We start from the raw sequence: 23975 nt of genomic DNA on the forward strand, positions 1-23975 counted from the left end.
GTCACATACTGATGTATGCTCCCCGTCTATCTTCCCTTGCCGCCTGCCTGCATCTTGAATGACGTTGGGTATATATATTATCGCCTGTCCCGCTGAAACAACGGACGGCGGCAGACAGACTGACAGGAGAGAGCATGTCTGATTTTGATCGTGAACGCACCGGCCGCAGTGGCAAAAAAGCCGCTGGTGGTAAGAAAAGGCGCTCAGACCGCCGTCGCCGGGACGCGGATTATGACGACGATTATGAGTATGACGATGAATTTACTGATGACGAATCTGAAGATGATGACGATTATGATGATGAGGAAACTGCTCGTATGAGTAAAAAAGGGCGCAAAAACAAGCCGCCTAAGCGCCGCTGGCGCTGGATTTGGTTCCTTGTCAAAATTGGTGTTGTTATGGCGGTACTGCTGGGAATTTATGGCGTGTATCTGGCCAGTAAAATCAGCGAGCGGCTGGATGGTAAAGTCTGGGATCTGCCTGCGGCGGTTTACGGGCGTACAGTGAATCTTGAGCCGGGCATGGATTACAGTCAGAAAGAGATGGTGAAACTGCTGGAAGGCATGCAGTACCGCCAGGTGACTAAAATTACCAGCGCCGGTGAATTTACCGTTAACGGCAATACGATTCAGTTGCACCGCCGCCCGTTTGACTTCCCTGACAGTAAAGAAGGGCAGATTAACGCTCGTCTGGTCTTCGGCAGCAGCGGACTGGAAAAAATCGAAAACGTGGATAACGGCCGGGAATTCGGCTTCTTCCGCCTCGATCCGAAACTGATTACCATGCTGCAATCCGCCAATGGTGAGCAGCGGTTGTTTCTTGCCCGTAACGGTTTCCCTGATGTACTGGTAAAAGCATTGCTGGTCACAGAAGATCGTAATTTCTATGAGCATGACGGGATAAGCATTACCTCTATCGGGCGTGCTTTACTGGCAAACCTGACCGCCGGACGTGCGGTGCAGGGCGGCAGTACTCTGACACAGCAACTGGTGAAAAACCTCTTCTTATCGAATGAGCGGACACTGGTACGTAAAGCAAATGAAGCCTATATGGCGCTCATTATGGATTACCGTTATGACAAAGATCGCATCCTCGAACTGTACCTGAATGAAGTCTATCTGGGGCAGAGCGGTGATGAGCAAATCCGCGGCTTCCCGCTGGCAAGCCTTTACTATTTCGGGCGTCCGGTGGATGAACTGAGTCTTGATCAGGTTGCATTGCTGGTGGGGATGGTTAAAGGTGCGTCGTATTACAACCCGTGGCGCAATCCGCAAAATGCCCTTGAGCGTCGTAATGTGGTGCTTAAATTGTTGCAGACACAGGGCAATGTTATTGATCAGGATATGTATGATGTCCTGAGCGCCCGTCCGCTGGGAGTGAAAGAAAAAAGCGGGGTTATCACACCGCAACCGGCCTTTATGCAACTGGTTCGCCAGGAACTGCGTGAGAAGCTGGGTGATAAGGTAGATGATCTCTCCGGCGTGAAAATTTTCACCACCCTTGATCCTGTATCGCAGGATGCCGCTGAAAATGCGGTGGAAGAGGGGATTAAAGCTATCCGTGAAGAGCGGAAAAAACCGGCTCTGGAAGGCGCGATGGTTATCGTTGACCGGATAAGCGGGGAAGTCCGTGCAATGGTCGGCGGCTCTCAGCCGCAGTTTGCCGGGTTTAACCGCGCAATGGCGGCAGAGCGCTCTATCGGCTCGCTGGCAAAACCGATGACATATCTGACGGCGCTGGGAAATCCGGATACTTTCCGTCTGAATACCTGGCTGGATGATAATCCGCTGACCATTCAGGTTCCGGGCGGCGGCGGTACCTGGTCACCGCGTAACGACAGTAAAACCTTCAGTGGCCGCGTCATGTTAGTGGACGGGCTTGCCCGCTCTATTAACGTGCCGACAGTCAACCTTGGTATGGCGGTCGGGCTGGATGCGGTAGCTGATACTTTTATCCGCCTTGGCGCACCGGCGAAAAATATACAGAAAATCCCGGCAATGCTATTGGGTGCGGTTAATCTGACGCCATTGCAGGTTTCGCAGCTGTTCCAGACTATCGGCAGCGGCGGTAACCGGGCAACATTATCAGCACTGCGTTCTGTTATTGCAGAAGACGGTACGGTGATTTACCAGAGCTTCCCGCAGGCACAGCGCGCGGTTGCACCACAGGCGGCTTATCTGACCTTATATGGTATGCAGCAGGTTGTGGTGCGCGGTACGGCAGCCCGCCGGTTAGGACCGAAATTCGGTAAATATAATCTGGCAGGGAAAACCGGGACCACCAACGAAATGCGCGACAGCTGGTTTGTCGGCATCGACGGGAAAGAAGTCACCGTGTCCTGGATGGGGCTGGATGACAACAGTCCGTCCGGTTTGTACGGCGGCTCTGGTGCGCTGGTACTCTATGCCCGTTATCTGGATAATCAGCCGCCGCTGGCGCTGAACCTGAATCCGCCGGAAGATATCACCGATATGTCGGTTAACGCAGATGGTAATTTTGTTTGTGACGGCGTGGGTGTCACCCGCACTCTGCCGGTCTGGACCACAGATGCCCAGGCACTGTGCGGACAGCAGGCACCTGTACAGCAGGAACCGCAGTCCGGCGAAGAAGCACCGGGCTGGTTAAAAGAGATGTTTGATCAGTAATCATTATGCTCTTTTATTTGCATTGAAAACCCGCCGTCAGGCGGGTTTTGTTTTTTTGTGGCTAAATATCAGTGTTGCATTACGTGTAACAGCATAGTAAGGTGTTACATGTCAGGCAACAGAGCTGAAATGATGATCAAATCATTCAAACACAAAGGGCTTAAGCAACTTTTTGAAAAGGGTATTATTTCAGGTATTCCGGCGCAAGATGCAATCCGGATAAATGATCGTCTTCAGGCTATTGATTCTGCAAGCATAATTGAAGATTTAGATATTTATATCTATAAATTACATCCTCTGCGGGGTGACAGAATCGGTATCTGGTCAATTACAGTAAGAAGTAACTGGCGTATTACGTTTGAATTCAGAAATGGTGATGCGCTTATCTTAAATTTGGAGGACTATCACTGATGAAACAAGCTATTGTTTCCCATCCCGGTATTATTGTATCCAATATCCTTACTGATCTTGGTGTGGGAGTCCGTCAGTTTGCTAAAAATATTGGTGTGACACCGGCAACGGTTTCCCGTTTTTTATCCGGTAAAACAGCTCTGACACCCTCTTTGGCTATCCGCGTGGCAGCTGCATTAGGCAGTAATCCGGCTTTTTGGCTGCGTTTACAGGCAAATTATGATTTGCACCGCCTGGAAAATGAAATCGATATTTCAGGTATCATGTTATACGACGATCCTGAAGATGATGCTTTTCTTAACTCACTTGTGGATGAAAGGATGGAATCCGCTGAGATAGTAAGCGTCTCTTTGGATGATTTATAATCCTGAATCCGAAAAGAAAGTATCGGGAACCGACTGATATAAAAAAACGCATCCGACCGGATGCGTTTTTTTGTTCAGAAACTGATTTTCAACAGCTTACTTCTGCTGTTTTTCGTCTTCAGCGGCTTCTTTGGCTTCCACTTCTTCATACCAGCGCGGGTGATGTTTCTTCGCCCAGCGGCGGCTGACTTTACCTTCAACCATTCCTTTAATCGATCCTTTCACCCAGAATGCCATATACATATGGATCAGGATGGCGTGGATCAGAATGATAGCGGCAGCCGCATGAATCAGCAGGCTCCAGCGGATCATCCACATCGGGAAGTAATGCGCGAAGTACGGACGCCAGATGACAATACCGGTGGCAAGCAGCACAAAAATCATGCTCATAATGCTCCAGAACATCATTTTTTGTCCGGCGTTGTATTTACCGACCCGTGCCACATTATGTTCATTGCCTTTCAGTACTTCCACAATATTTTTAACCCACGAGATATCTTCGCGGTCAGGAATATTGTGTTTGACGAAGCGGAAAAACATAAACATCAGCACGAAGAAAATCAGCACGCCAAAGAACGGGTGCAGAATACGCCCCATCTGTGGTGTCCCGAATGTTTCTGTCAGCCATTGCAGTGTCGGGAAGAACAAGGCAATACCGGATAAGGAAACCATAAAAAAGCAGATAACCACGGTCCAGTGACAGGCACGATCAACAAACTTTGTGCGCAGGATCATTTTGCTTTTTTTCTTACTCATGATGGTTTTCCTCCTCTTCTTCTTCATCGCTTACTTCTTTATTCGGTCCGATCCCCACATAGTGGAAGATAAGCCCGGCAAACGTGGCGATAAATCCGATGGCAGACAGCGGTTTCAGTACGCCTTTCCAGAGGTCGATCGGGGTGTCTATCTGCGGATCTTTCGGCAATCCGTGATAGAGCTCCGGGTTATCCGCATGTTGCAACACATACATGACGTGTGTGCCGCCGACACCTTCCGGGTTATAAATACCCGCATTGGCAAACCCGCGTTTTTTCAGTTTCTGTACGCGTTCATCCGCCACTTCCAGCATGTCTGCTTTGGTGCCGAAATGAATTGCGCCGGTCGGGCAGGTTTTGACACATGCCGGTTCCTGACCCACGGTGACCCGGTCAACACAGAGCGTACATTTGTACACTCTGTTGTCTTTCGGGTTGAGGCGCGGAATATTGAACGGGCAGCCCGCAATACAGTAACCGCAACCGATACAGTGTTCTGACTGAAAATCAACGATACCATTGGCGTACTGAATGATTGCCCCGGCAGACGGACAGGCTTTCAGGCAGCCCGGGTCTGTACAGTGCATGCAGCCGTCCTTGCGGATAAGCCACTCCAGCTTACCGTTCTCTTTGGTTTCACTGAACCGCATGACAGTCCAGGATTTGGCGCTCAGATCTGTCGGGTTATCATAAACCCCGGTACAGAATCCTACGTCATCACGGATATCATTCCACTCAGAACACGCCACCTGACAGGCTTTACAGCCGATACAGGTGGTGACGTCGATAAGCTTTGCGACTTCAAGTTTGTCGTCGCGTGCCTGCGGAGGTGGCGTTATGCTGTTAGTCGCAGAACGTTTGATAATGTCTTGAGATTGCATGGACATAATTCCTCCTTACGCCTTCTCGATGTTAACTAAAAACGCTTTAAATTCAGGCGTTTGTGAGTTGGCGTCACCGACTCCCGGCGTCAGTGTATTGGCGATAAAGCCTTTTTGTGTCGCACCTTCGAAGCCCCAGTGAATCGGGATACCGACCGTTTCGATGGGTTTTCCGTCCACCATCAGAGTTTGCAGGCGCGCTGTGACGACGGCAACGGCGCGGATAAAGCCGCGTTTGCTGCTGACTTTCACTTTATCGCCACTGCTGATCCCTTTGGCTTCACCCAGTGTTTCACTGATTTCGACAAACTGTTCCGGCTGCGCGATAGCATTAAGCCGCGCGTGTTTGGTCCAGGTGTGGAAATGCTCGGTCAGGCGGTACGTCGTACCCACATAAGGGAACTCGGTATGACTGCCCAGGCGTTTTTTGTCATCTTCAAAGATACGGGCGGCCGGGTTAGAAATCACATTCGGGTGAAGCGGGTTCGTCCCGAGTGGTGTTTCAAACGGCTCATAGTGTTCCGGGAACGGACCTTCCGCCATTTTATCAATAGCAAACAGGCGGCCTAAGCCTTCCGGTTGCATGATAAATGGCCCTGTACCGACTTCCGGCGCAGAGGTGTTGAAGTCCGGGATATCATTACCGACCCATTTCTTGCCGTTCCACTCGATAAGCACGCGGTTTTTATCCCACGGTTTACCCTGCGGATCCGCAGATGCGCGGTTGTAGATAACGCGGCGGTTCAGCGGCCATGCCCATGCCCAGCCCAGCGTATTGCCGATACCGGAAGGATCGCTGTTATCCCGGTTCGCCATCTGGTTACCTTTCTCCGTCCAGCTGCCAGTGTAGATCCAGCAGGAGGACGCGGTGGTACCATCATCGCGCAGGTGTGCAAAGGTACTGAGAAGTGCACCTTTTTTCGCCAATAGATTACCGTCGGCATCAAAAAGGTCTTCCAGAGCAACACCGTTATTTTCGCGGGCAACTTCGTCAGATTCCGGATGGAATTTACGCTTGTAATCCCACGACATCTTCATCAGCTGATCAACGCCTTTACCGCCTTCTTCTTCATATAATTCACGGATCTTATAAAGAATACCGGCAAGGATCTGACCATCGTTGCGCGCTTCGCCCGGGGCATCTGCTGCTTTCCAGTGCCACTGTAACCAGCGCCCGGAGTTGGCAATGGAACCATCTTCCTCAGCAAAACAGGTGGATGGCAGACGGAACACTTCTGTCTGAATTGATGCGGTATCCACATCATTCATCTCACCGTGGTTCTGCCAGAAATTTGAGGTTTCTGTAACCAGCGGATCGATAGTTATCAGGTACTTAAGTTTGCTCAGGCAACCGACGACTTTGTTTTTGTCCGGGAAAGAGGCAACCGGGTTGAAGCCCTGACAGATGTAACCGGTTATCTCATTCTTATTCATCATGTCGAAATACTTCAGCACGTCATACGCCTGATCCCATTTCGGCAGCCAGTCATAGCCCCACTGGTTTTCCGGCGTAGCCGCATCACCATAGAAGGATTTCATCAGACTGACAAAGAACTTAGGATAGTTGCTCCAGTAGTTCACCTGGTTCGGCAGTGTCGCTTTCGGTGTATTCGCTTTCAGGTAGCTGGTGATATCCGTCTGTTTCTCTGACGGCAGTGTCAGATAGCCCGGCAGGCTGGTCGAAAGCAGACCGAGATCAGTCAGACCCTGGATATTTGAGTGTCCACGCAGGGCATTAACACCACCGCCTGCCACACCCATATTTCCGAGCAGTAACTGGATCATTGCCATAGTACGGATGTTCTGCGCACCAACGGTGTGCTGAGTCCAGCCTAAGGCATACAGGAACGTGGCTGCGCGGTTCGCCGGGCTGGTAGAGGCCAGGATTTCGCACACTTTGAGGAAATCCGTTTTTGGCGTACCGCAAATTTTCTCAACCATATCCGGCGTATAGCGGGATACATGTTCTTTCATCAGGTTCCAGACACAGCGCGGGTTTTCAAGTGTATCATCGCGCAGCGCATGACCATTTTCATCAAACTGGTAGTTCCAGGTTGCTTTGTCATAGCGGCGTTTTTCAGCATCATAACCACTGAATAAGCCGTCATCAAAAGTGAAATCCTCACGAACCAGTAATGCGGCATTGGTATAATGGCGCACATACTCGTCATGGAATTTCCCGTTCTCTGTCAGATACAGAATAACCCCGGAAAGGAAGGTAATATCAGTACCCGAACGGATAGGAATATAATGATCCGCGACGGAGGCCGTCCGCGTAAAGCGCGGGTCAACCACGATCAGCGTAGCATCGTTATTATTTTTAGCTTCCATCGCCCAGCGGAATCCGACAGGATGCGCTTCTGCCGCATTCCCGCCCATGACCACAACGACATTGGCATTTTTGATATCAACCCAGTGGTTGGTCATCGCACCGCGACCAAATGTTGGAGCAAGACTTGCTACCGTTGGTCCGTGTCAGACACGCGCTTGGTTATCAACTGCCAGCATCCCGAGGGAGCGGGTAAATTTCTGGGTTAACATGCCGGTTTCATTACTGGCAGCGGAAGCGCAAAGCATTCCCGTTGTCAGCCACCGGTTAACCGTGGTGCCTTCGTTGTTTTTTTCAATGAAGTTGGCATCACGGTCAGCTTTCATCAGGCGGGCGATACGCTCAAAGGCATTATCCCAGCTGATACGCTGCCACTTATCTGAGCCGGGAGCCCGGTATTCAGGGTAGCGCAGACGGCTGTTACTGTGGATATAATCAAGTAAACCGGCACCTTTCGGGCATAATGCCCCGCGGTTAACCGGATGATCAGGGTCACCCTCGACGTGGAAAATCGCTGATTTAGCATTCATGGCACCATCGCCCATGCTGTACATCAGCAATCCGCACCCGACTGAACAATAGGTACAGGTGTTCCTGGTCTCTTTCGAGCGGAGTAATTTGTATTCCCGTACATTAGACATTGCTATTGACGGCATAAAGCCTAACGCGGCGGCTGTGGTTCCGGCCAGCCCGCCCGCACAAATCTTAAAGAACTGTCTGCGGCTGAAATTCATCGCATCCTCTTTTTTTTATATATTTGTAAAAAATCATGAGGAGAATATCAGCAAAGGTTGAATTTATATTGCCTGAAATCAATGAAAGTGAACTTTAATGTTTAATTAAAATTAATCGGGAGATTAAGCACAATTTGAATAATCACAAAGTAGTAGTTACTTCTTCGCAATTGACGCAGATCAATTAATATAAATATCTGCTCACAGAGGGGATGAATTAAATCAACTTTAACTTCGGTGTCATAATAAGTTTAAATGTCAGAAAAGACAAATTAAAAATGCCGGATATCCATTTCATCCACTTTAAAATGGGAAGGTGACTGACCCATTTGTTTCTTAAACATAATAGAAAAAGCCCCCGCGCTATTATAGCCAAGATCATAAGCAATTTCTGTAATCGATTTTCCCGATAATATATGAGAAAGAGAATTAAGCAGGCACGCCTGCTGACGCCACTGCGAAAATGACATCCCGGTTTGTGTGCGGAAAAACCGGCTGAATGATCGCTCACTTTTATGCAGTTTTTCAGCCCAGGCGCCGGGCTGAGAGGTTATCACCGGGCTGCGTATAAACTCACGGCACATAAGGCCGAGCTTTTCATCCCGGGGAACGGGGACGAAAAATGGCAAGGGCCGGGCGCGGCTAAGTTCACAGAGGATCAGCTGCATCAACATTCCGTCACGTCCCTGAATATCATATTCGGCGGGCACATCAGCGGCTTCAAGCAGTAACTGGCGCAACAGCGGAGAGACACTCAGGACTTCGCAATCTGCTGAGTGACGCGGCTTTGCCGCCGGTTCGATATATAAGCTGCGGGTACTGACATTCAACATGCGGGTTTCGTGGGCAACCTGTTGCGGGATCCACACGCCGCAAGAGGGCGGAATAACCCATTCACCGCCTGCGGTACTGACCTCAATCAGCCCTGTAGCGGGGTAGAGAAACTGCGCCCGCCGGTGAGAATGGTACTCCAGCAGGGTATCCGGCAGATAATCGGTTCCGAGCGCGATGACATCCCGCGCAATATTATCCACGCTTTTTAACGGAATATTTCTCATAAGTGATGTACTCCCCATTTTCTGACTGAAGATGATTGCCTGCAGCCAACGAATTTGTAGTTTGAATGAATAAGGGTATACATTCGGGTGTTTTGAGCAACAACTATAACGCATTAAATTAACAGCAGGCAAAAAGAGGCTGAAATTCAAATGTCCTTGTCCGGTTTGCGTATGGCAGCAATATATTAATCCATTACCATTTTGCTGCCGCCATTCTGTTTATTCAGATTCTGATTACTTCCGGTTATTAATGTGTTACCGGGGGTGCGGCGTTATTTCCGGTCATTTAAAATTAAATATTATTTATTATTTTCTGTTTTTAAATACCGCTCTCTGTTTCTCATCCGGGGTAAATCCATTATGAGTCATCAATCCGGCCATGATAATGAAGGTTCCGGCGCTATCGGTGAAATAAGCCGCCGGCGCTTTATACAGGTCAGTTCTGTATTATCTGCGGTGCCATTTCTGGCATCAGAAAGTATTGCTTCCGTTTCACCTGATCCGGCTCACATTCCTGTGCATCCGGTGGATGACGGCGTGCGGGTTATTCCCACATGCAGCAGTTTTGACTGTGGCGGCAAGTGTGATATCCGCGCTCATATCAAAGATGGTCAGGCTATCCGTATCACGACGCGCCCGGATGCTGATTTGAATGAAGATATGCCAATCATGCGTGCCTGCGTACGCGGGCGCGGTTACCGGAAATTTATCTATCACCCTGATCGCCTGAAATACCCGATGAAACGCGTTGGTAAACGGGGTGAAGGGCGCTTTGAGCGGATCAGCCGGGAAGAGGCAACATCACTGATTGCGCAGCAATGGCAGCGGATCAGTGACAAATACGGTCCGGCATCGCGCTTTGTCAGCCTGAGTACCGGGGTGACAGGCGGGATTTTCTCCGGGGCCAATATGCTGCGCCGCCTGTTTAACCTGACCGGCGGATTTCTGGAAAATTATCACTCGGTCAGTAACGGCAATACCATGACGGCAACGCCGTACACCTACGGCACGTCTGCCAGCGGCAGTACACTGGATACACTTGAAAATACCCCGCTGGTGATTTTGTGGGGGCATAACCCTAACGAAACGATTTTCGGGCACAGCAACCACTATTTCCAGAAGATGAAAAAGAACGGCACAAAATTTATTGTCGTTGACCCGCGCTATTCCGATACCGCCTCTTCTCTGGCGGATCAATGGATACCGATTCTGCCGACTACAGATAACGCCATGATGGATGCGATGATGTATGTCATCGTGACAGAAAACCTCCACGATCAGACATTTATCAACAAATATACCCTGGGATTCAGTGAAGGTCAGATGCCGGAAGGCGTTGCTGATAATGAATCGTTGGTGGCGTACCTGACCGGGGAAAAAGACGGTATCGCCAAAACGCCTGAATGGGCAGAGAAAATCACTAAAGTCCCGGCGGACACTATCCGCCAACTGGCGCGTGAATATGCCTCAACCAAACCGGCGGTGCTCATGCAGGGCTGGGGACCGCAGCGCCATATCTGTGGCGAGCGCAGCGCCCGGGGTGCCACTTTGCTGGCAACGATCACCGGAAACGTGGGTGTACGCGGCGGTTGGGCGGCCGGTTACGGCATGGCACTGAATCCGGATCTGCGCAAAACCATTTCCGGACCGTCGCTGTTTGATAATCCGGTTAAAGAAAAAATCAATATCACCAACTGGGTGCAGGCGTGTGAAGACAAAAATCTGGTCACACCGGCAAACGGCCTGAAAAATGCAGAGAAACTCGGTACAGAGATCAAAATGATCTTCTCGATGGCGGGTAACTACATGACAAATCAGAACACAGACATTCTGTATGCCGCAAAAGTGCTGGAGGATGAATCGAAGGTTGAGTTTATCGTGTGCAGTGATCTCTATCTGACGCCGAGTGCGAAATATGCCGATCTGCTGCTGCCGGAAACCAGTTTTCTGGAGCGCTGGAATATCGGCGGCACCTGGAGTTACGGCGATTACCTGATCCTCTCGGAAAAAGCGATTGAACCGGATTTTGAGCGCCGCACAGATTATGACTGGTTATGTGAAGTAGCAGAAAAACTGGGTGTATATGATGAGTTTACCGCCGGTCACCGCACTGATCGTGACTGGATTGAATTCTTGGTAAATGATGCGGCAGCTAAGCGTCCGGAAGATAATATTCCGTTCTTTGATGAACTGCTGGTCAAACGTCGTCATTTATTAACACACCGTCCGCATACGCAGAATGTGGCGTTTGAAAAGAATATCCGGGATATCGAAAACAATCCGTTCCCGACTCCGTCCGGTAAAATCGAAATTTTCTCCAAACGTCTGTATGACATGGATAACCCGGAAATTCCGGCGCTCTCCCATTATGTACCTGCGGTTGAAGGTCCGGAAGATACGCTTACCACAACCTATCCGCTGCAATTAATCACCTGGAAAGGGCGGAACCGCGCAAACTCTACGCAGTTCGCCAACCCCTGGTTGCAGGAAGTGCAGCGCCAGGAACTGTGGATCAACCCGTTTGACGCACAAGAGCGCCGTATTAATGACGGCGACAAAGTGAAGATCTATAACGAGCGCGGCATCACTATGATCCCGGTAAAAATTACCCAACGAATTATGCCGGGTGTGGTTGCACTCCAGGCAGGTGCCTGGTGGCTGCCGGACAGTAACGGCGTTGATCAGGGCGGCTGCGCCAATGTGCTTACCTCGTCACGCAGTACGGCGCTGGCTCATGGCAACGCGCATCAGACACTATTAGTTGAGGTGGAAAAAGTATGAATAAATTCATTATTTATCCGGCAGTCAGTGAAAAACAGTTAGGGTTTTATATTGATTCTGCCCGCTGTTCCGGCTGCAAAGCCTGTCAGGTTGCCTGTAAAGACAAAAACAATTTAGATGTCGGACGCCGTTTCCGCCGCGTGTATGAAATGACTGGTGGTGGTTACAGCCGTAACAAAAATGGTGCGTTGATCAACAATGTATTTGCTTACACGCTCTCCATTTCCTGCAACCACTGCAAAGACCCGATTTGTGTCCGCAACTGCCCGACGACAGCAATGCACAAGCGCGAAGGTGACGGTATCGTGATGGTCAATACAGATAAATGTGTCGGCTGTGGTGCCTGTGCGTGGTCTTGTCCGTATGGTGCGCCGCAGATGAACCCGGAAACCAAACAGATGTCGAAATGCGATTTTTGCATCGATTTACAACAAAAAGGTGAGCAGCCGGTATGTGTCAGCACTTGTCCGCTGGGCGCGATTCAGTTCGGGCCGATTGATGAATTGCGGGCGAAATACGGAGATCTGGATTATGTGACCGGTCTGCCTGATCCGTCCATTACACAGCCAAACCTGGTGATCAATGCGCATCACGGGGCACGTTTTGATGACATAAACAGTGAGAGAAAAGAAAATGAATGAGTGGTCGCTTTTAATTTTCACTTACATGATGAATGCGGCGGTGGGGTTGTGCGTTGTGAGCGGGGTGTTTGCCGCACCGCTCTCCCGCCGCCTCACGGCAGACAGTTTTAAACGCATGATGATGCTGACAATCTTTATTATCTGCATTATTGCGGGGATCGGATCAGTGGCATCAATCACTCACCTTGGTGTGCCGTTAAATGCCCCGAATGCTATTAATAATGTATTCACCGCCTGGCTCAGCCGTGAAGTGGTGGTGACCGCAGCATTTGTCGGCAGTCAGGGGGTGACGCTTCTCTGGTTGTGGAAGTCGGGAAAACTCTCTTTCCTGTTGTTTGGCGCGGCAATGGCGATTGGTTTGGCTGACATTTACTGTATGGCGTCGATTTATCGCTATACCTCGATTCTGACGTGGAATGATGCCAATACCTATCTGATGTTTTTCGCCACCATGCTGAGCCTCGGTGCGGCGCTGTATGTGTTGCTGATGATGTTTGTTCAGCGTTTTGGTCAGAAAGCCGGGATTATTGTCCCGGCAGATTTTCTGTCAGTATCCCGTTTATGGCTGCTGTGGAGTGTGATGACGGTAAGCCTGACCTGTCGTTTGTTGTATCAGCCATTTTATGAGCACTGGCTGACCGTCACGCAGTTATCGCAGAAGTCGGTTACTTTTCCGCTCTCACCAATCACCGCCTATTACAGCATTGCCGGGCTGCGGATATGTACCTGGATTATGGCGGTTACCGGGCTGCTTTTGTGTGGCATCGCCTTGGTTCGCGCAAGGGTATCGAAAAGGCAGAATACAGAGTTTCAGACAGCGGGCGGTTTGTTTCTTACCGGGTGTCTGCTGACCATTATTGCAGAATTTATGCTGCGTTATGTCTTCTATTATATTCATGCCTGACGGGAGCGCCTGATGAGTAAGATCTCCCATTATGCGGCGGCATTTAACGTGCTGGGTATTTGTTATCTGTTCTCACCGGATGATGACAGTAACCGCGTTGCTATGCGACTGTTTACTCAGCCGGGGTTTGCGCAGCAATGGCCCTGTGAGGTGGATGAGGCGCTCCGCACACAGTTAAGCAGTTCAGCCGGTTGTGGATCAGAAACACTGAAAGCGGCCTGGCAGAATTTGTTTGCCGGTCCAGGGGCACTACCGGCGCCGCCGTGGGGCTCGGTTTACCAGGATGCGGAAGGGTTGTTACAGGGGGATTCCACGCTGGCACTGAATGCATTTTTAAAGCAGGAAAGGCTGAAACTCAGCACGGCATATCCGGAACCGGCGGATCACATCGGGCTGATTTTATTTCAGGCGGCAGTATTGGCATCAGAAATGCGGGCACCAGCGGTAAATACACTGCTGAGTCAGCATCTGCTCACCTGGCTGCCTCATTACGCAGAACGCCTTAATGCTCACGGACACAGTCCGTTTTATTCAGCACTGACACAACTGGCGCTGGTGACGGTTCGTACATTTGTAAAGCAGAAGTAACTTATTGAATTTTATTTCACTGTAAAAACGCCCGGTATAATCACCGGGCGTCAGCTTGCAGCAGTTACAGTTTCGAAAACGCGTAAGCGGCAGCATCAATGGTTTTGCGGATATCTTCATCACTGTGTGCGACAGACATAAACCCGGCTTCAAAGGCGGATGGTGCGAGATAAATGCCTTTTTCGAGCATCAGATGGAAGAACTTTTTGAAGCGTTCCACATCACAATTCATCACATCCTGATAGCAGGTGACAGTCGGCGAATCAGTAAAGAACATGCCGAACATTCCGCCGACATGATTGACCACAAACGGAATGCCCGCTTTCTGTGCTTTCGCAGTCAGACCTTCTGCCAGCATTTCTGTCAGTTCAGTCAGACGCTGATGCACACCCGGCTGTGAAATTTCCTGCAAGCAAGCAAGACCGGCCGCCATGGCAATTGGATTACCGGAGAGAGTGCCTGCCTGGTAAACCGGGCCTGTCGGTGCGAGTTTCTCCATGATCTCACCACGCCCGCCAAATGCACCGACCGGCATTCCGCCGCCGATAATTTTACCCAGGCAGGTCAGATCCGGTTCAACATCATAATACGCCTGTGCGCCGCCGAGGGCGACACGAAAGCCTGTCATCACTTCATCGATAATCAGCAGTGCGCCGAATTCATCACACAATGCACGCAGTCCCGGCAGGAAATCTGCTGCCGGCGGAATGCAGTTCATATTACCGGCAACCGGCTCGACAATAATACAGGCAACATCGTGAGGATGTTTTTCAAAGGCTTCGCGGACAGAATACAGGTCATTATAGGTGCAGGTCAGCGTGTGTTTGGCGAAATCCGCCGGGACACCCGGTGAGTTTGGCTGACCGATAGTCAGTGCGCCGGAACCGGCTTTGACTAACAGACAGTCTGCGTGCCCGTGATAGCAACCTTCAAACTTGATGATTTTATCGCGGGCGGTGTAACCACGCGCCAGGCGGATAGCACTCATGGTCGCTTCCGTTCCGGAGTTCACCATGCGTACCATATCCATGGACGGCACCAGTTCGGTGACAAATTTTGCCATTTCCACTTCATCAGCCGTCGGTGCGCCGAAACTCAGACCCTTTTCAACCGCTTTGATAACGGCGGTGCGGATAGCCGGGTGATTATGACCCAGCACCATCGGCCCCCAGGAGCCGACATAGTCAATGTAGGCTTTACCGTCGACATCATAGATATACGCCCCGTTGGCGCGTTCAATAAACAGCGGGGTGCCGCCGACGCCGTTAAACGCGCGGACCGGGGAGTTTACTCCGCCGGGGATAAAGTGCTGTGCTTCGGTATACAAGGTTTCGGAACGGCTCATGCAGGGCTCCTGTCAGTCAGTGAGCGGAAAGTTGGTGATACACCCTTATTCATTCAAACTGCAGGTTCGTTGGCCGCGGTCAGCCAGCCGGGTCACATACTGATGTATGCTCCCCGTCTGTTTTCCCTTGTCGCCTGCCTGCATCTTGAATGACGTTGGGTATAGTGTAATGGAGAGCGCTGCTGAATCCAACTTGTCACATTATTCTTGTGAGGATTATATCCTTATTAATAATATGGTTACTGTTCTTTATGTGTGGCGAAACTTGAACGATTCTGTTAGGTGGTAGATAATTGATAATAATGTCCGGGAGCTGACAGCTTTCTGAGTGTGTTTACTGGTCGCGGCCAGTCTGGAGTAATAAATGAGCGATGATTCAGCACTGCCCCTGCAATTTACGGATGCGGCAGCTAAAAAAGTAAAAATCCTGATTTCGGATGAAGAAAATCCGAACCTGCGCCTGCGTGTTTATATCACCGGCGGCGGGTGCAGCGGGTTTCAGTATGGTTTCACCTTTGATGATGCCATGAATGACGGCGACATGACTATCGAGAAAGAAGGTGTGGCGCTGGTGGTTGATCCGATGAGCCTGCAATATCTGGTCGGCGGTTGTGTGGATTATACCGAAGGGCTGGAAGGCTCGCGGTTTATCGTCACTAACCCGAATGCCAAAACAACCTGCGGCTGTGGTTCTTCATTCAGTGTCTGATTGAATTACCGGCAGCTATCAGAACGGACGCTCAGGCGTCCGTTTTTTATCAGGTAAAAAGTGAATAATACTACGGGACAGATGTTGCGCAGAGTTAACAGGTGTATTAGTGCTATATTATTCCGGTATGTCGGTAAATAAAGAATCTCCGGCTGAAATAAGATATTTTCATATTATGAATAACAGTATATGTATGTCAGTTGATTGTTATTAATACGGGTAAATTAACAAAATGAAACAAAATAATATTATTTTAAATCTGCCTGGTTTGATAATGAAATAGTGAATTAAATAAAATATTTTCTACTTTATACGACATCTTCATATTATACAAAAACCAATAATCATTTGTTACTTATTGATTTTTAATTAATTAAATTCCATCTTCAGTTTGTTGTTATATTAATGATATTAATTATTCACCACACCCGATATGTGTTTTAGTTTATAGCGTAAACTAATAACAGGGTAATAAAGGTGAAAACATTTTTGATCCTGCTCAATAACCTTATATTTCATTCCTCTACACTAAAGATGTAAAAATATTACATCTACTCCTCCGTAAATATGAGAATAATCCGGCGGGAATTACATCACCGGCTGTTAACCATCACATCGTGACACCCGCCGACTGTCCCCGGCAATATACGTAAAGGAACAGCCATGATTTACCCGCTGACGGAACAATGCCTGAGCACTTATCGCAACAGCACATTGCAGCGCTACGCACAGCGCTATCTCGATATTGAAAAACAGACGCAGCAGGCGATCGCGCAGTATGGGCTGGTATTTGAAGCGCCACACCGGCGTCAGGCGCAGATTGATCTACTGCGCCGCGAGGTGAAGGCGCTGGGGGCAACGTTTTCGAATAACGGTAAAAGTATCCACAGCAAATGGCTGTCCGGCGCCTGTGTGCAATGCCGCACGGGAGAGGGCAGCTATACCACGTTTTTATCTCTGAAATGCCACCGCGACTGCTATTTTTGCTTCAATCCGAACCAGGAAAATTACGATGGTTTTCAGCATGAAATGCGTGATGCCATTGGTGAGGTGAATGCGATTGCGCAAGAGGGCTATCCGCTGAGCCACATTGCACTGACCGGCGGCGAGCCGCTGTTGTTCCGTCAGGAAAGTATCCGTTTCTTTGAGACAGTGCAGGAAAAACTGCCCGGCGTTCATACAAGACTCTACACCGCAGGTGATCCGTTGGATCGCAATACTGCACTGGCGCTGGCGGAAGCGGGTCTGAAAGAGGTGCGTTTCAGTATCAAAATTGATGATCCGCCGGAAAAACTGGAAAAAGTACTCAGCCGTATCGCGCTGGCGCGGGAGATTTTCCCTGACGTCATGGTGGAGATGCCGGTTATCCCGGGCAGTGAAGAACAGATGAATGAACTGCTGCTGAAACTGGATGCTATCGGCATCGATGGTATTAATCTGCTGGAGTTCTGCTTTCCGCTGGCCAACAGTCCTGAATATCAGACGCGGGGTTTCACGCTGAAAAATCCGCCTTATGAGGTGTATTACAATTATTGGTACGCGGGCGGACTGGCGGTTGCGGACAGTGAACTTGCCTGTTTGCGGGTGCTGAAATTTGCCCTGGAAAATAATCTTTCCCCCGGCGTGCATTATTGTTCGCTGGAAAACAAACATACCGGGCAGGTGTATCAGAGCAATGCGTTTCTCAGCGCCGGTCCGCATTATCTTTTTTCTCCCCGTGATTATTTTTTCAAAAGCGCCAAGGTATTCGGTGACGATTGTTCATGTGTCGCCGCTATCCTGCGTGAGGCCGGTCTGCCGTTTTATGAAGATATTCTGCATGGTTTTTTACAATTCAATCCTGAATCGATTATGCACCTGACTCCTTTCCCCGATCTGCCAGTTGTGCTGACGTCCCATATTGCGGAAGACGACGGGCAGGGTAATCCGTTAATTAAAGAAGTGCGGGTGGAATTCACCACACCCGCTGAATTTTCGCCTGATGATATACACGGAGGTGTATGTGAGCAGTGACAGCCGGGAACTTGATTATCTGTATGCGCGTCAGTTTGCTTATGACGTATTGCGCCGTTTGCTGACAGAAGAGCCGACAGCAGAACTGCTTATTTACCTGCGCGATGAGGGGCTGTCTCTGTTTCCCGCGGATGAAAGCCTGCCAGCCATGCAGACTGCGCTGGATGCAATGCAGAATGATTTGAACACCCGCATGCTTAAAAGCGGAGCATCAGATTTTGAAGCTCTGCACTGGGATTTTACCCGGTTATTTATCGGGCCTGAATCCCCTCCTGCCGCGCCCTGGGAGTCAGTGTATGTCTCGCGGGATAAATTGCTGTTCCAGGAAAGCACCCTGAGTGTCAAAACCTTTTATCAGCAGCATGGTTTTCATCTGCCGGAAACAGAGTATGAAGCCGCCGATCATATCGGCTATGAGCTTGATTTTCTGTGGAATTTGAGTGTGAAAGCCTCACAGGCGCTTGATAGCGGACAGATTGAGGACATTAACGCGCCGTTGCAGGCGTCAGCAGAATTTATGCAGGCACATTTACTGGCCTTTATGACGTCGTTCTGCCGTGAACTGAATAATCACGCAGAGACGGTGTTTTATCGTCAGTTCAGTATTCTTCTTGAAGTTTTCACCCGTAACGATCACAAAAAAATCAATGAATTAATAAACTTATAATAATAATTTTAAAACCTGATGATGAGGTATGAGCAATGTCAGACAGACAAAAAACAGGCTTAACCCGCCGTTCATTTGTAAAATGGACGACAGCGGCATCAGCTATGGCAGCGCTGCCGTTAAGCAGACAACTTCATGCTGCAACACCGGCACCGGAAAAAACAACCCCCGTCACCGGAACGGCTGCCAAAGGGCAGTGGAAACCGGTCGCCTGCTGGCATAATTGCGGCGGGCGCTGTGTAAACAAAGCGCTGGTTGTTGATGGCGTGGTAGTCAGACAAAAAACCGATGATGTGGTTGCCGATTCACCCGACTTCCCGCAGCAGCGCGGGTGTCTGCGCGGGCGCTCTCAGCGCAAACAGGTTTTCGGTGCTGATCGCCTGAAATACCCGATGAAACGCAAAGGCTGGGCGGCGGGCGGCGGGGATAAAACTCTGCGCGGGCGTGACCAGTGGGTGCGCATCAGCTGGGATGAGGCACTGAATATCGTCGCCTCCGAAACAAAGCGGATCACCGGGCAACACGGCAACGAATCTCTCTGGGTGACCGGCGGTAATGGTACGGATTTCCAGAGTGTGTTCGCCAAAGCGGGTGGTTTTACCGGTGACTGGGGAACCACCTCCTGGGGCGCCTGGTTTGAAACCCCGGCACATCTGGGATTGCTGGAAGGATTTTACACCTTCGGCACCAATGATCGTTTTGATATGCGCAATTCACAACTGATCGTGATGTGGGGCGCAAACCCGGCCTGGAGCAGCCCGGGCAGCCCGACGTATAACTATTATCAGGCGAAAAAAGCCGGTGCGCGTTTTATCAGTATTGATCCGAGCTATACGGCAACGGCAGAACTGATGGATGCAGACTGGTATCCAATCAACCCGGGAACCGATCACGCACTGGCGCTGGGCATTATGTCCGCACTGCTGGAGATGGATAGCCCGGCTAACCCGCTGATTGACTGGGATTTCCTGCGCCGCTGCACAGTGGGCTTTGATGAAACCAATATGCCTGCGGGTGCGGATCGTCAGAAAAACTTCAAAGATTACCTGCTGGGAACCTACAGCGGTGAGCCGAAAACCCCTGAATGGGCATCGGATATTACCGGAATTTCTGCATCTGATATCCGTTCGCTTGCCCGCCAGATCGGCGGCACACAGCGGGTGGCGCTGTTAACCGGCTGGGCGCCTGCCCGTATTCATAACGGTGAAGGATGGGTTCAGGCGTTTTCAACACTCGGATTTATGACCGGGCATATGGGGCGTCCGGGTCGTATGACCGGGGTGAGTTGTCACTTTGCTGCGGGTAATAACGGAACGCGGCTGGTGGTTGCCGGGGCAAATGGGTTGCCTGCGGTGAAAAACCCGGTCAGCCTGAAAATTAATCACAACGAACTGAACCGCGCACTGTTGGAGAAAAAATTCCGTCAGCGCGGTACGGGTGATGTGGATGCCAATATTCAGATGATTTTTCATCCGTTTAACGCCACTTTACAGACCCGCGCTAATATCATGCAGGGAATTGAAGCCTATCGTCAGGGGGTTGAGTTTATCGCGACCGCCGCGTATGTCCCGCATACCTGTGCGAAATATTCTGACCTGATCCTGCCGGTGACGACAGAGTGGGAGCGCGAGGGAACCATTCTTAACCCGAGTAACCGCGAAGTTATCATTGCTGCGGTGAATGTCACTCCTCCGCTGTATGAGGCGAAAAGTGATCAGTGGATCGCCAAAGAACTGGGCAAACGTCTGGGTGTGAATGTGGATGAGATCTTCCCGATCTCCGAAAAACAGCAGTTTTTCAATAAGCTGAATGGTGCCACTATCATCACGGAAGACGGTATTACCAAAGCACCGCTGTTTACGGTCACTCAGGCAGATATTGATGAATGGCAGGTCACCGGTACGCCGCAGGAAGGGCGCATCACGCTCAATGAATTCCTGACCAAAGGGAAGTATCAGGTAGAGCGCACGGCGGATGATAACTACAGCTACATTGCTTATGAGGATTTTATCCGCGACCCGGCGGCAAATCCGCGTCCGACACCAAGCGGTAAGTTTGAAATTTACTGCGAAACGCTGGTTGAGAAAGCGAAAGAGTGCGGCTGGACGGAATTGCCACCTATTCCTGAGTATATTCCGTCAGCAAGCGGCTATGAAGCCAGTTTCAGTGATTTCGCCAAAAAAGAGAAAGGGGATTATCCGTTCCAGGTCTATAACCCGCACTATCTGCGGCGCTCACACAGTACGCTGGATAATGTGCCGTGGCTGCGTGAGCAGTGGCCGAGTCCTGTCTATATTAACGCCTCCGATGCAAAACGCCTGGATATTAAGCAGGGTGAAACCGTTATGGTGACCAGCCCGCAGGGTAAACTTCTGCGTCCGGCGCTGGTCACTCAGACCATGAAACCCGGCGTGATCGCTCTGCCGCACGGCAGCTGGACCAATGTGGATGAAGCCACCGGCATTGATATGGCGGGGGCGGATAACACACTGACTATTCAGGTGCCGACCGGGCTTGGAACATCCGGATGGAACACGATGCTGTGTAATATCGAAAAATGGCATGGCGAACAGTTGACAGAAGATGCGCGACTGCCGCAGCGGATCATCGGATAAGGGGCACAGACATGGACAAACAAGTAGGATTTTATATTAATGTCGCCGCCTGCATCGGTTGTAAAACCTGTGTTGTGGCGTGTAAGGATAAGAACGATCTCGAAGTCGGGCGTAATTTCCGCCGGGTTTATGACATTGAGTCCGGTGAATATCCGCGCCCGCGCCGCTGGCATCTTTCCATCGCCTGTAACCATTGCGACGACCCGCAGTGTGTCAGCCATTGTCCGACCACGGCAATGCACAAGCGTGAAGAGGATGGTGTGGTGCTGGTGGATCATGACAAATGTGTGGGCTGCCGTTATTGCACCTGGGCGTGTCCGTATGAAGCGCCGCAGTTTGATCCTGCTATCGGGATGATGACCAAGTGTGATACCTGACTGGATCTGCGTGAGCAGGGCGGCAATCCGATGTGTGTGGATTCCTGTCCGATGCGTGCGATTGAGTTTGGTCTTATCAGTGAACTGCGCAAAAAATACGGTACAAATGCTGATATCAGCGGGCTGCCAAATTCATCCATTACCAAACCGAACCTTGTGGTCGGGATGAAAGGATAAGGAGAATTATCATGCATGAACTGCCTCTTGTTATATTCACCTTATTTATGCAGACGTCAGTCGGCTGCCTGGTGATCACATTACTCTGCTATTTCCGCCTGTTCGGCAGCAAAGATCCCCGTACTGCGATGAAATGGGTGCGTGCGCCGCTGATAGCCAGCTTTTTGCTGGGCTGCGCCGGGTTACTCGGCTCCCTGTTCCACATGGGAAATCCGCTGCACATGTTTTACACCCTGATGCATGTTTCTTCATCGTGGATGAGCCGTGAGGTTCTGGCAACTGCCATTTATATGGGGCTGTTGTTCCTCAGTGTTGCGCTGCTGCTCTTAAAACAGAAAGTGAATGGCTTACTGCTGCTGTTAAGTGCTGCAGCAGGGCTGGTGTATATGTACGCGATGTCTGCCCTTTACGCCGATACCTTGTTCACTCTGTGGAGTGGTCTGTTCACGTTTGCCGGTTTTGCCGGGACGATGCTGCTGACCGGCGGGATAATCTCTGCGCTGCTGCTGGTGACGGCGCTGGGCTATGCCCGTGAAGATGAATTGATCCGTCGTGTGGTGAAAATTGCGCTGGCGGCAGGTGTTGCAGGGCTTCTGCTGATGCTGCTGGGTGCACTGTCACTGCTGGGCAATATCGGTGAGCCAATCTATACAGGAATGACGCCACGGGCGATGCCGGAAGGATTGCTGAGTCTGAATATTGTCCGCGTTGTACTGATTGGTCTGGGGTTATTTTTTGCCGGACGTCTGCTGTGTCAGAAACAGGCTGAGATAACCAATGCCACACTAATGATGTCACTGGCAACAATTTGTGTTTTTTCCGGGGAAGCCGTGGGCCGCGTGGTCTTCTTCTCTCTCGGTGGCTGATATACCCTTATTCATTCAACCAGCAGGTTCGTTGGCTGCATCCTGAATAACGTTGGGTATATAATTAATTAAATCATTTGTCATAAAAAATCCGGACGTGAATGCATCCGGATTTTTTTATGCTGTACTTACAGAGGGTAATCAGCGGGTCAGGATCACTTCCCCTAAGATATTATCTTTCAGCAACCCGCCATTTTTTGCCTGATAAAGAACAAAATCGATATCCCGCGCCTGATAACGCTCGCGCAGAATAGTGGTGATTTCTTTAATCGGCTTGCCCTGTAATAACCCGTCAATCACCATCGCCAGCATCAGTGACTGATCACTGTATGTCAGCGGATTAAGTGAACCCATCACCCGGTTCAGGTAATGATCAAACGCCGGCAGCGGATTCTCCGGGTTTTCCCGGTTCAGTTTGATCTGAACATCAATCAATGTATTAAAATCAATACCATGAGTAGCAATCCAGTCACGCAATTCATTGACGTAGGCATCAACATCATCTGAATGCAGGGTGCTGATGGTGCCGCTGAAATTAAACAGATTCACTCCGCTGAGCCGTTGCAGAATATAAATTGCAACATACAGATTATAGCGTGACGGGATCAGCAGGCAGTTATCAATCCACCAGACCAGAACATGGCGAGGACTGATACGGTCATCAATATATTTCACCGGCGGATACACCATGATATCAACATCGGTTAATTCACCGAGGTAAGTCTGGATCAGGTTATCCACCTGACGCCACTCCAGCCCGCCGCTGCCACAGCCAAGTGCCGGCATCGCCACCGATTTCAGCTCCTGTTTTTTAATCAGCGCTTTCAGCTCCCGCAGACCATTTTCGATAAATTCATAGCCGGAGGGGGTATCCCATTTATCACGGGTCGGAAAATTAATAATATTCCGGCCGTGCTCTTCGGTAACAGATAACTGACCGATACCGATTTTATTGCTTTTACACAAAGCCTCATAGGCCCGCGCATTTATCGGATAATCCAGTTTGAATTGATAGGCTATTCCTTTCCCCATTACACCCTGGCAGTTAACCGCGTTAACCAGACCCCGGGCATCCGATCTCAGTAAATCGCCTTTAAGGTATTTAATCATCGTT

Annotated in this window: 18 protein-coding genes and 1 pseudogene; 13 read left to right on the forward strand and 6 right to left on the reverse strand. The window is 50.1% G+C overall.

From position 1 onward, the window contains the following. Positions 1 to 134 precede the first annotated feature (134 nt). From mrcB to ACMHKJ_RS04470, 3 genes are all read left to right on the forward strand, one after another. Positions 135 to 2645: a bifunctional glycosyl transferase/transpeptidase gene (mrcB, locus tag ACMHKJ_RS04460; protein WP_413492301.1), complete on the forward strand. Its 2511-nt coding sequence runs from the start codon at positions 135 to 137 to the stop codon at positions 2643 to 2645. A 132-nt stretch (positions 2646 to 2777) separates the two neighbouring features. Then, on the forward strand, positions 2778 to 3056 hold the full coding sequence (locus tag ACMHKJ_RS04465; protein ID WP_413492457.1) for a type II toxin-antitoxin system RelE/ParE family toxin: 279 nt from the start codon (positions 2778 to 2780) through the stop codon (positions 3054 to 3056). Beyond that, complete coding sequence (locus ACMHKJ_RS04470) at positions 3056 to 3421, forward strand: HigA family addiction module antitoxin (protein WP_413492302.1); 366 nt, start codon at positions 3056 to 3058, stop codon at positions 3419 to 3421. The genes ACMHKJ_RS04465 and ACMHKJ_RS04470 overlap by 1 nt, the downstream gene beginning before the upstream one ends. Before the next feature lie 96 nt (positions 3422 to 3517). Here the strand turns inward: ACMHKJ_RS04470 and fdnI are convergent, their stop codons facing one another. From fdnI to ACMHKJ_RS04490, 4 genes are all read right to left on the reverse strand, one after another. Beyond that, a complete protein-coding gene (fdnI, locus tag ACMHKJ_RS04475) occupies positions 3518 to 4177 on the reverse strand; it encodes a formate dehydrogenase-N subunit gamma (RefSeq protein ID WP_413492303.1) in 660 nt (219 codons plus the stop codon). After that, positions 4170 to 5063, reverse strand: a complete 894-nt coding sequence (fdxH, locus tag ACMHKJ_RS04480) for a formate dehydrogenase subunit beta (protein ID WP_413492304.1) — start codon at positions 5061 to 5063, stop codon at positions 4170 to 4172. The genes fdnI and fdxH overlap by 8 nt, the downstream gene beginning before the upstream one ends. Before the next feature lie 9 nt (positions 5064 to 5072). After that, entirely contained in the window at positions 5073 to 8120 is a 3048-nt protein-coding gene (gene fdnG, locus ACMHKJ_RS04485) for a formate dehydrogenase-N subunit alpha (protein ID WP_413492305.1), read from the reverse strand. Between the two features lie 272 nt (positions 8121 to 8392). Further along, on the reverse strand, positions 8393 to 9178 hold the full coding sequence (locus ACMHKJ_RS04490; RefSeq protein ID WP_413492307.1) for an AraC family transcriptional regulator: 786 nt from the start codon (positions 9176 to 9178) through the stop codon (positions 8393 to 8395). Between the two features lie 360 nt (positions 9179 to 9538). On the opposite strand from ACMHKJ_RS04490, the gene ACMHKJ_RS04495 reads away from it, so the two are divergent. Genes ACMHKJ_RS04495 through dmsD form a run of 4 tightly spaced genes read left to right on the forward strand, consistent with a single transcriptional unit; the run spans position 9539 to position 14092 of the window. Beyond that, positions 9539 to 11959, forward strand: coding sequence for a DMSO/selenate family reductase complex A subunit (locus tag ACMHKJ_RS04495; protein ID WP_413492308.1), 2421 nt, complete (start codon positions 9539 to 9541; stop codon positions 11957 to 11959). Continuing rightward, positions 11956 to 12600 (forward strand): DMSO/selenate family reductase complex B subunit, encoded by a 645-nt coding sequence (locus tag ACMHKJ_RS04500; RefSeq protein ID WP_413492309.1) that lies wholly within the window; start codon positions 11956 to 11958, stop codon positions 12598 to 12600. Before ACMHKJ_RS04495 ends, ACMHKJ_RS04500 begins: the two co-directional genes overlap by 4 nt. Next, positions 12593 to 13504: a dimethyl sulfoxide reductase anchor subunit family protein gene (locus ACMHKJ_RS04505; protein ID WP_413492310.1), complete on the forward strand. Its 912-nt coding sequence runs from the start codon at positions 12593 to 12595 to the stop codon at positions 13502 to 13504. Before ACMHKJ_RS04500 ends, ACMHKJ_RS04505 begins: the two co-directional genes overlap by 8 nt. Positions 13505 to 13516: 12 nt before the next feature. Continuing rightward, a complete protein-coding gene (gene dmsD / locus ACMHKJ_RS04510) occupies positions 13517 to 14092 on the forward strand; it encodes a Tat proofreading chaperone DmsD (RefSeq protein ID WP_413492311.1) in 576 nt (191 codons plus the stop codon). A 64-nt stretch (positions 14093 to 14156) separates the two neighbouring features. On the opposite strand, the gene hemL is transcribed toward dmsD, so the two are convergent. Then, positions 14157 to 15437 carry a glutamate-1-semialdehyde 2,1-aminomutase gene (gene hemL, locus ACMHKJ_RS04515; RefSeq protein ID WP_413492312.1) on the reverse strand — a complete coding sequence of 427 codons (1281 nt, stop codon included), beginning with the start codon at positions 15435 to 15437 and terminating at the stop codon, positions 14157 to 14159. A gap of 364 nt (positions 15438 to 15801) precedes the next feature. Between hemL and erpA the strand changes: the two genes are divergently transcribed. From erpA to ACMHKJ_RS04545, 6 genes and pseudogenes are all read left to right on the forward strand, one after another. Then, positions 15802 to 16146: an iron-sulfur cluster insertion protein ErpA gene (erpA, locus tag ACMHKJ_RS04520; RefSeq protein ID WP_413492313.1), complete on the forward strand. Its 345-nt coding sequence runs from the start codon at positions 15802 to 15804 to the stop codon at positions 16144 to 16146. Positions 16147 to 16809: 663 nt separating this feature from the next. Further along, positions 16810 to 18159, forward strand: a complete 1350-nt coding sequence (locus tag ACMHKJ_RS04525) for a radical SAM protein (protein WP_413492315.1) — start codon at positions 16810 to 16812, stop codon at positions 18157 to 18159. After that, entirely contained in the window at positions 18149 to 18826 is a 678-nt protein-coding gene (locus ACMHKJ_RS04530; RefSeq protein WP_413492316.1) for a TorD/DmsD family molecular chaperone, read from the forward strand. Before ACMHKJ_RS04525 ends, ACMHKJ_RS04530 begins: the two co-directional genes overlap by 11 nt. Before the next feature lie 35 nt (positions 18827 to 18861). Continuing rightward, positions 18862 to 21441: a molybdopterin-dependent oxidoreductase gene (locus tag ACMHKJ_RS04535; RefSeq protein ID WP_413492317.1), complete on the forward strand. Its 2580-nt coding sequence runs from the start codon at positions 18862 to 18864 to the stop codon at positions 21439 to 21441. Between the two features lie 11 nt (positions 21442 to 21452). Then, positions 21453 to 21995 (forward strand): annotated as a pseudogene (locus ACMHKJ_RS04540) (DMSO/selenate family reductase complex B subunit). Between the two features lie 11 nt (positions 21996 to 22006). Then, positions 22007 to 22861: a dimethyl sulfoxide reductase anchor subunit family protein gene (locus ACMHKJ_RS04545; protein WP_413492318.1), complete on the forward strand. Its 855-nt coding sequence runs from the start codon at positions 22007 to 22009 to the stop codon at positions 22859 to 22861. Between the two features lie 141 nt (positions 22862 to 23002). Here the strand turns inward: ACMHKJ_RS04545 and ACMHKJ_RS04550 are convergent, their stop codons facing one another. Then, a complete protein-coding gene (locus ACMHKJ_RS04550) occupies positions 23003 to 23971 on the reverse strand; it encodes a macro domain-containing protein (RefSeq protein WP_413492319.1) in 969 nt (322 codons plus the stop codon). Between the last annotated feature and the right edge of the window lie 4 nt (positions 23972 to 23975).

The organism is Morganella psychrotolerans (assembly GCF_965118875.1).
GTDB classification, from domain to species: Bacteria; Pseudomonadota; Gammaproteobacteria; order Enterobacterales; family Enterobacteriaceae; genus Morganella; species Morganella psychrotolerans_C.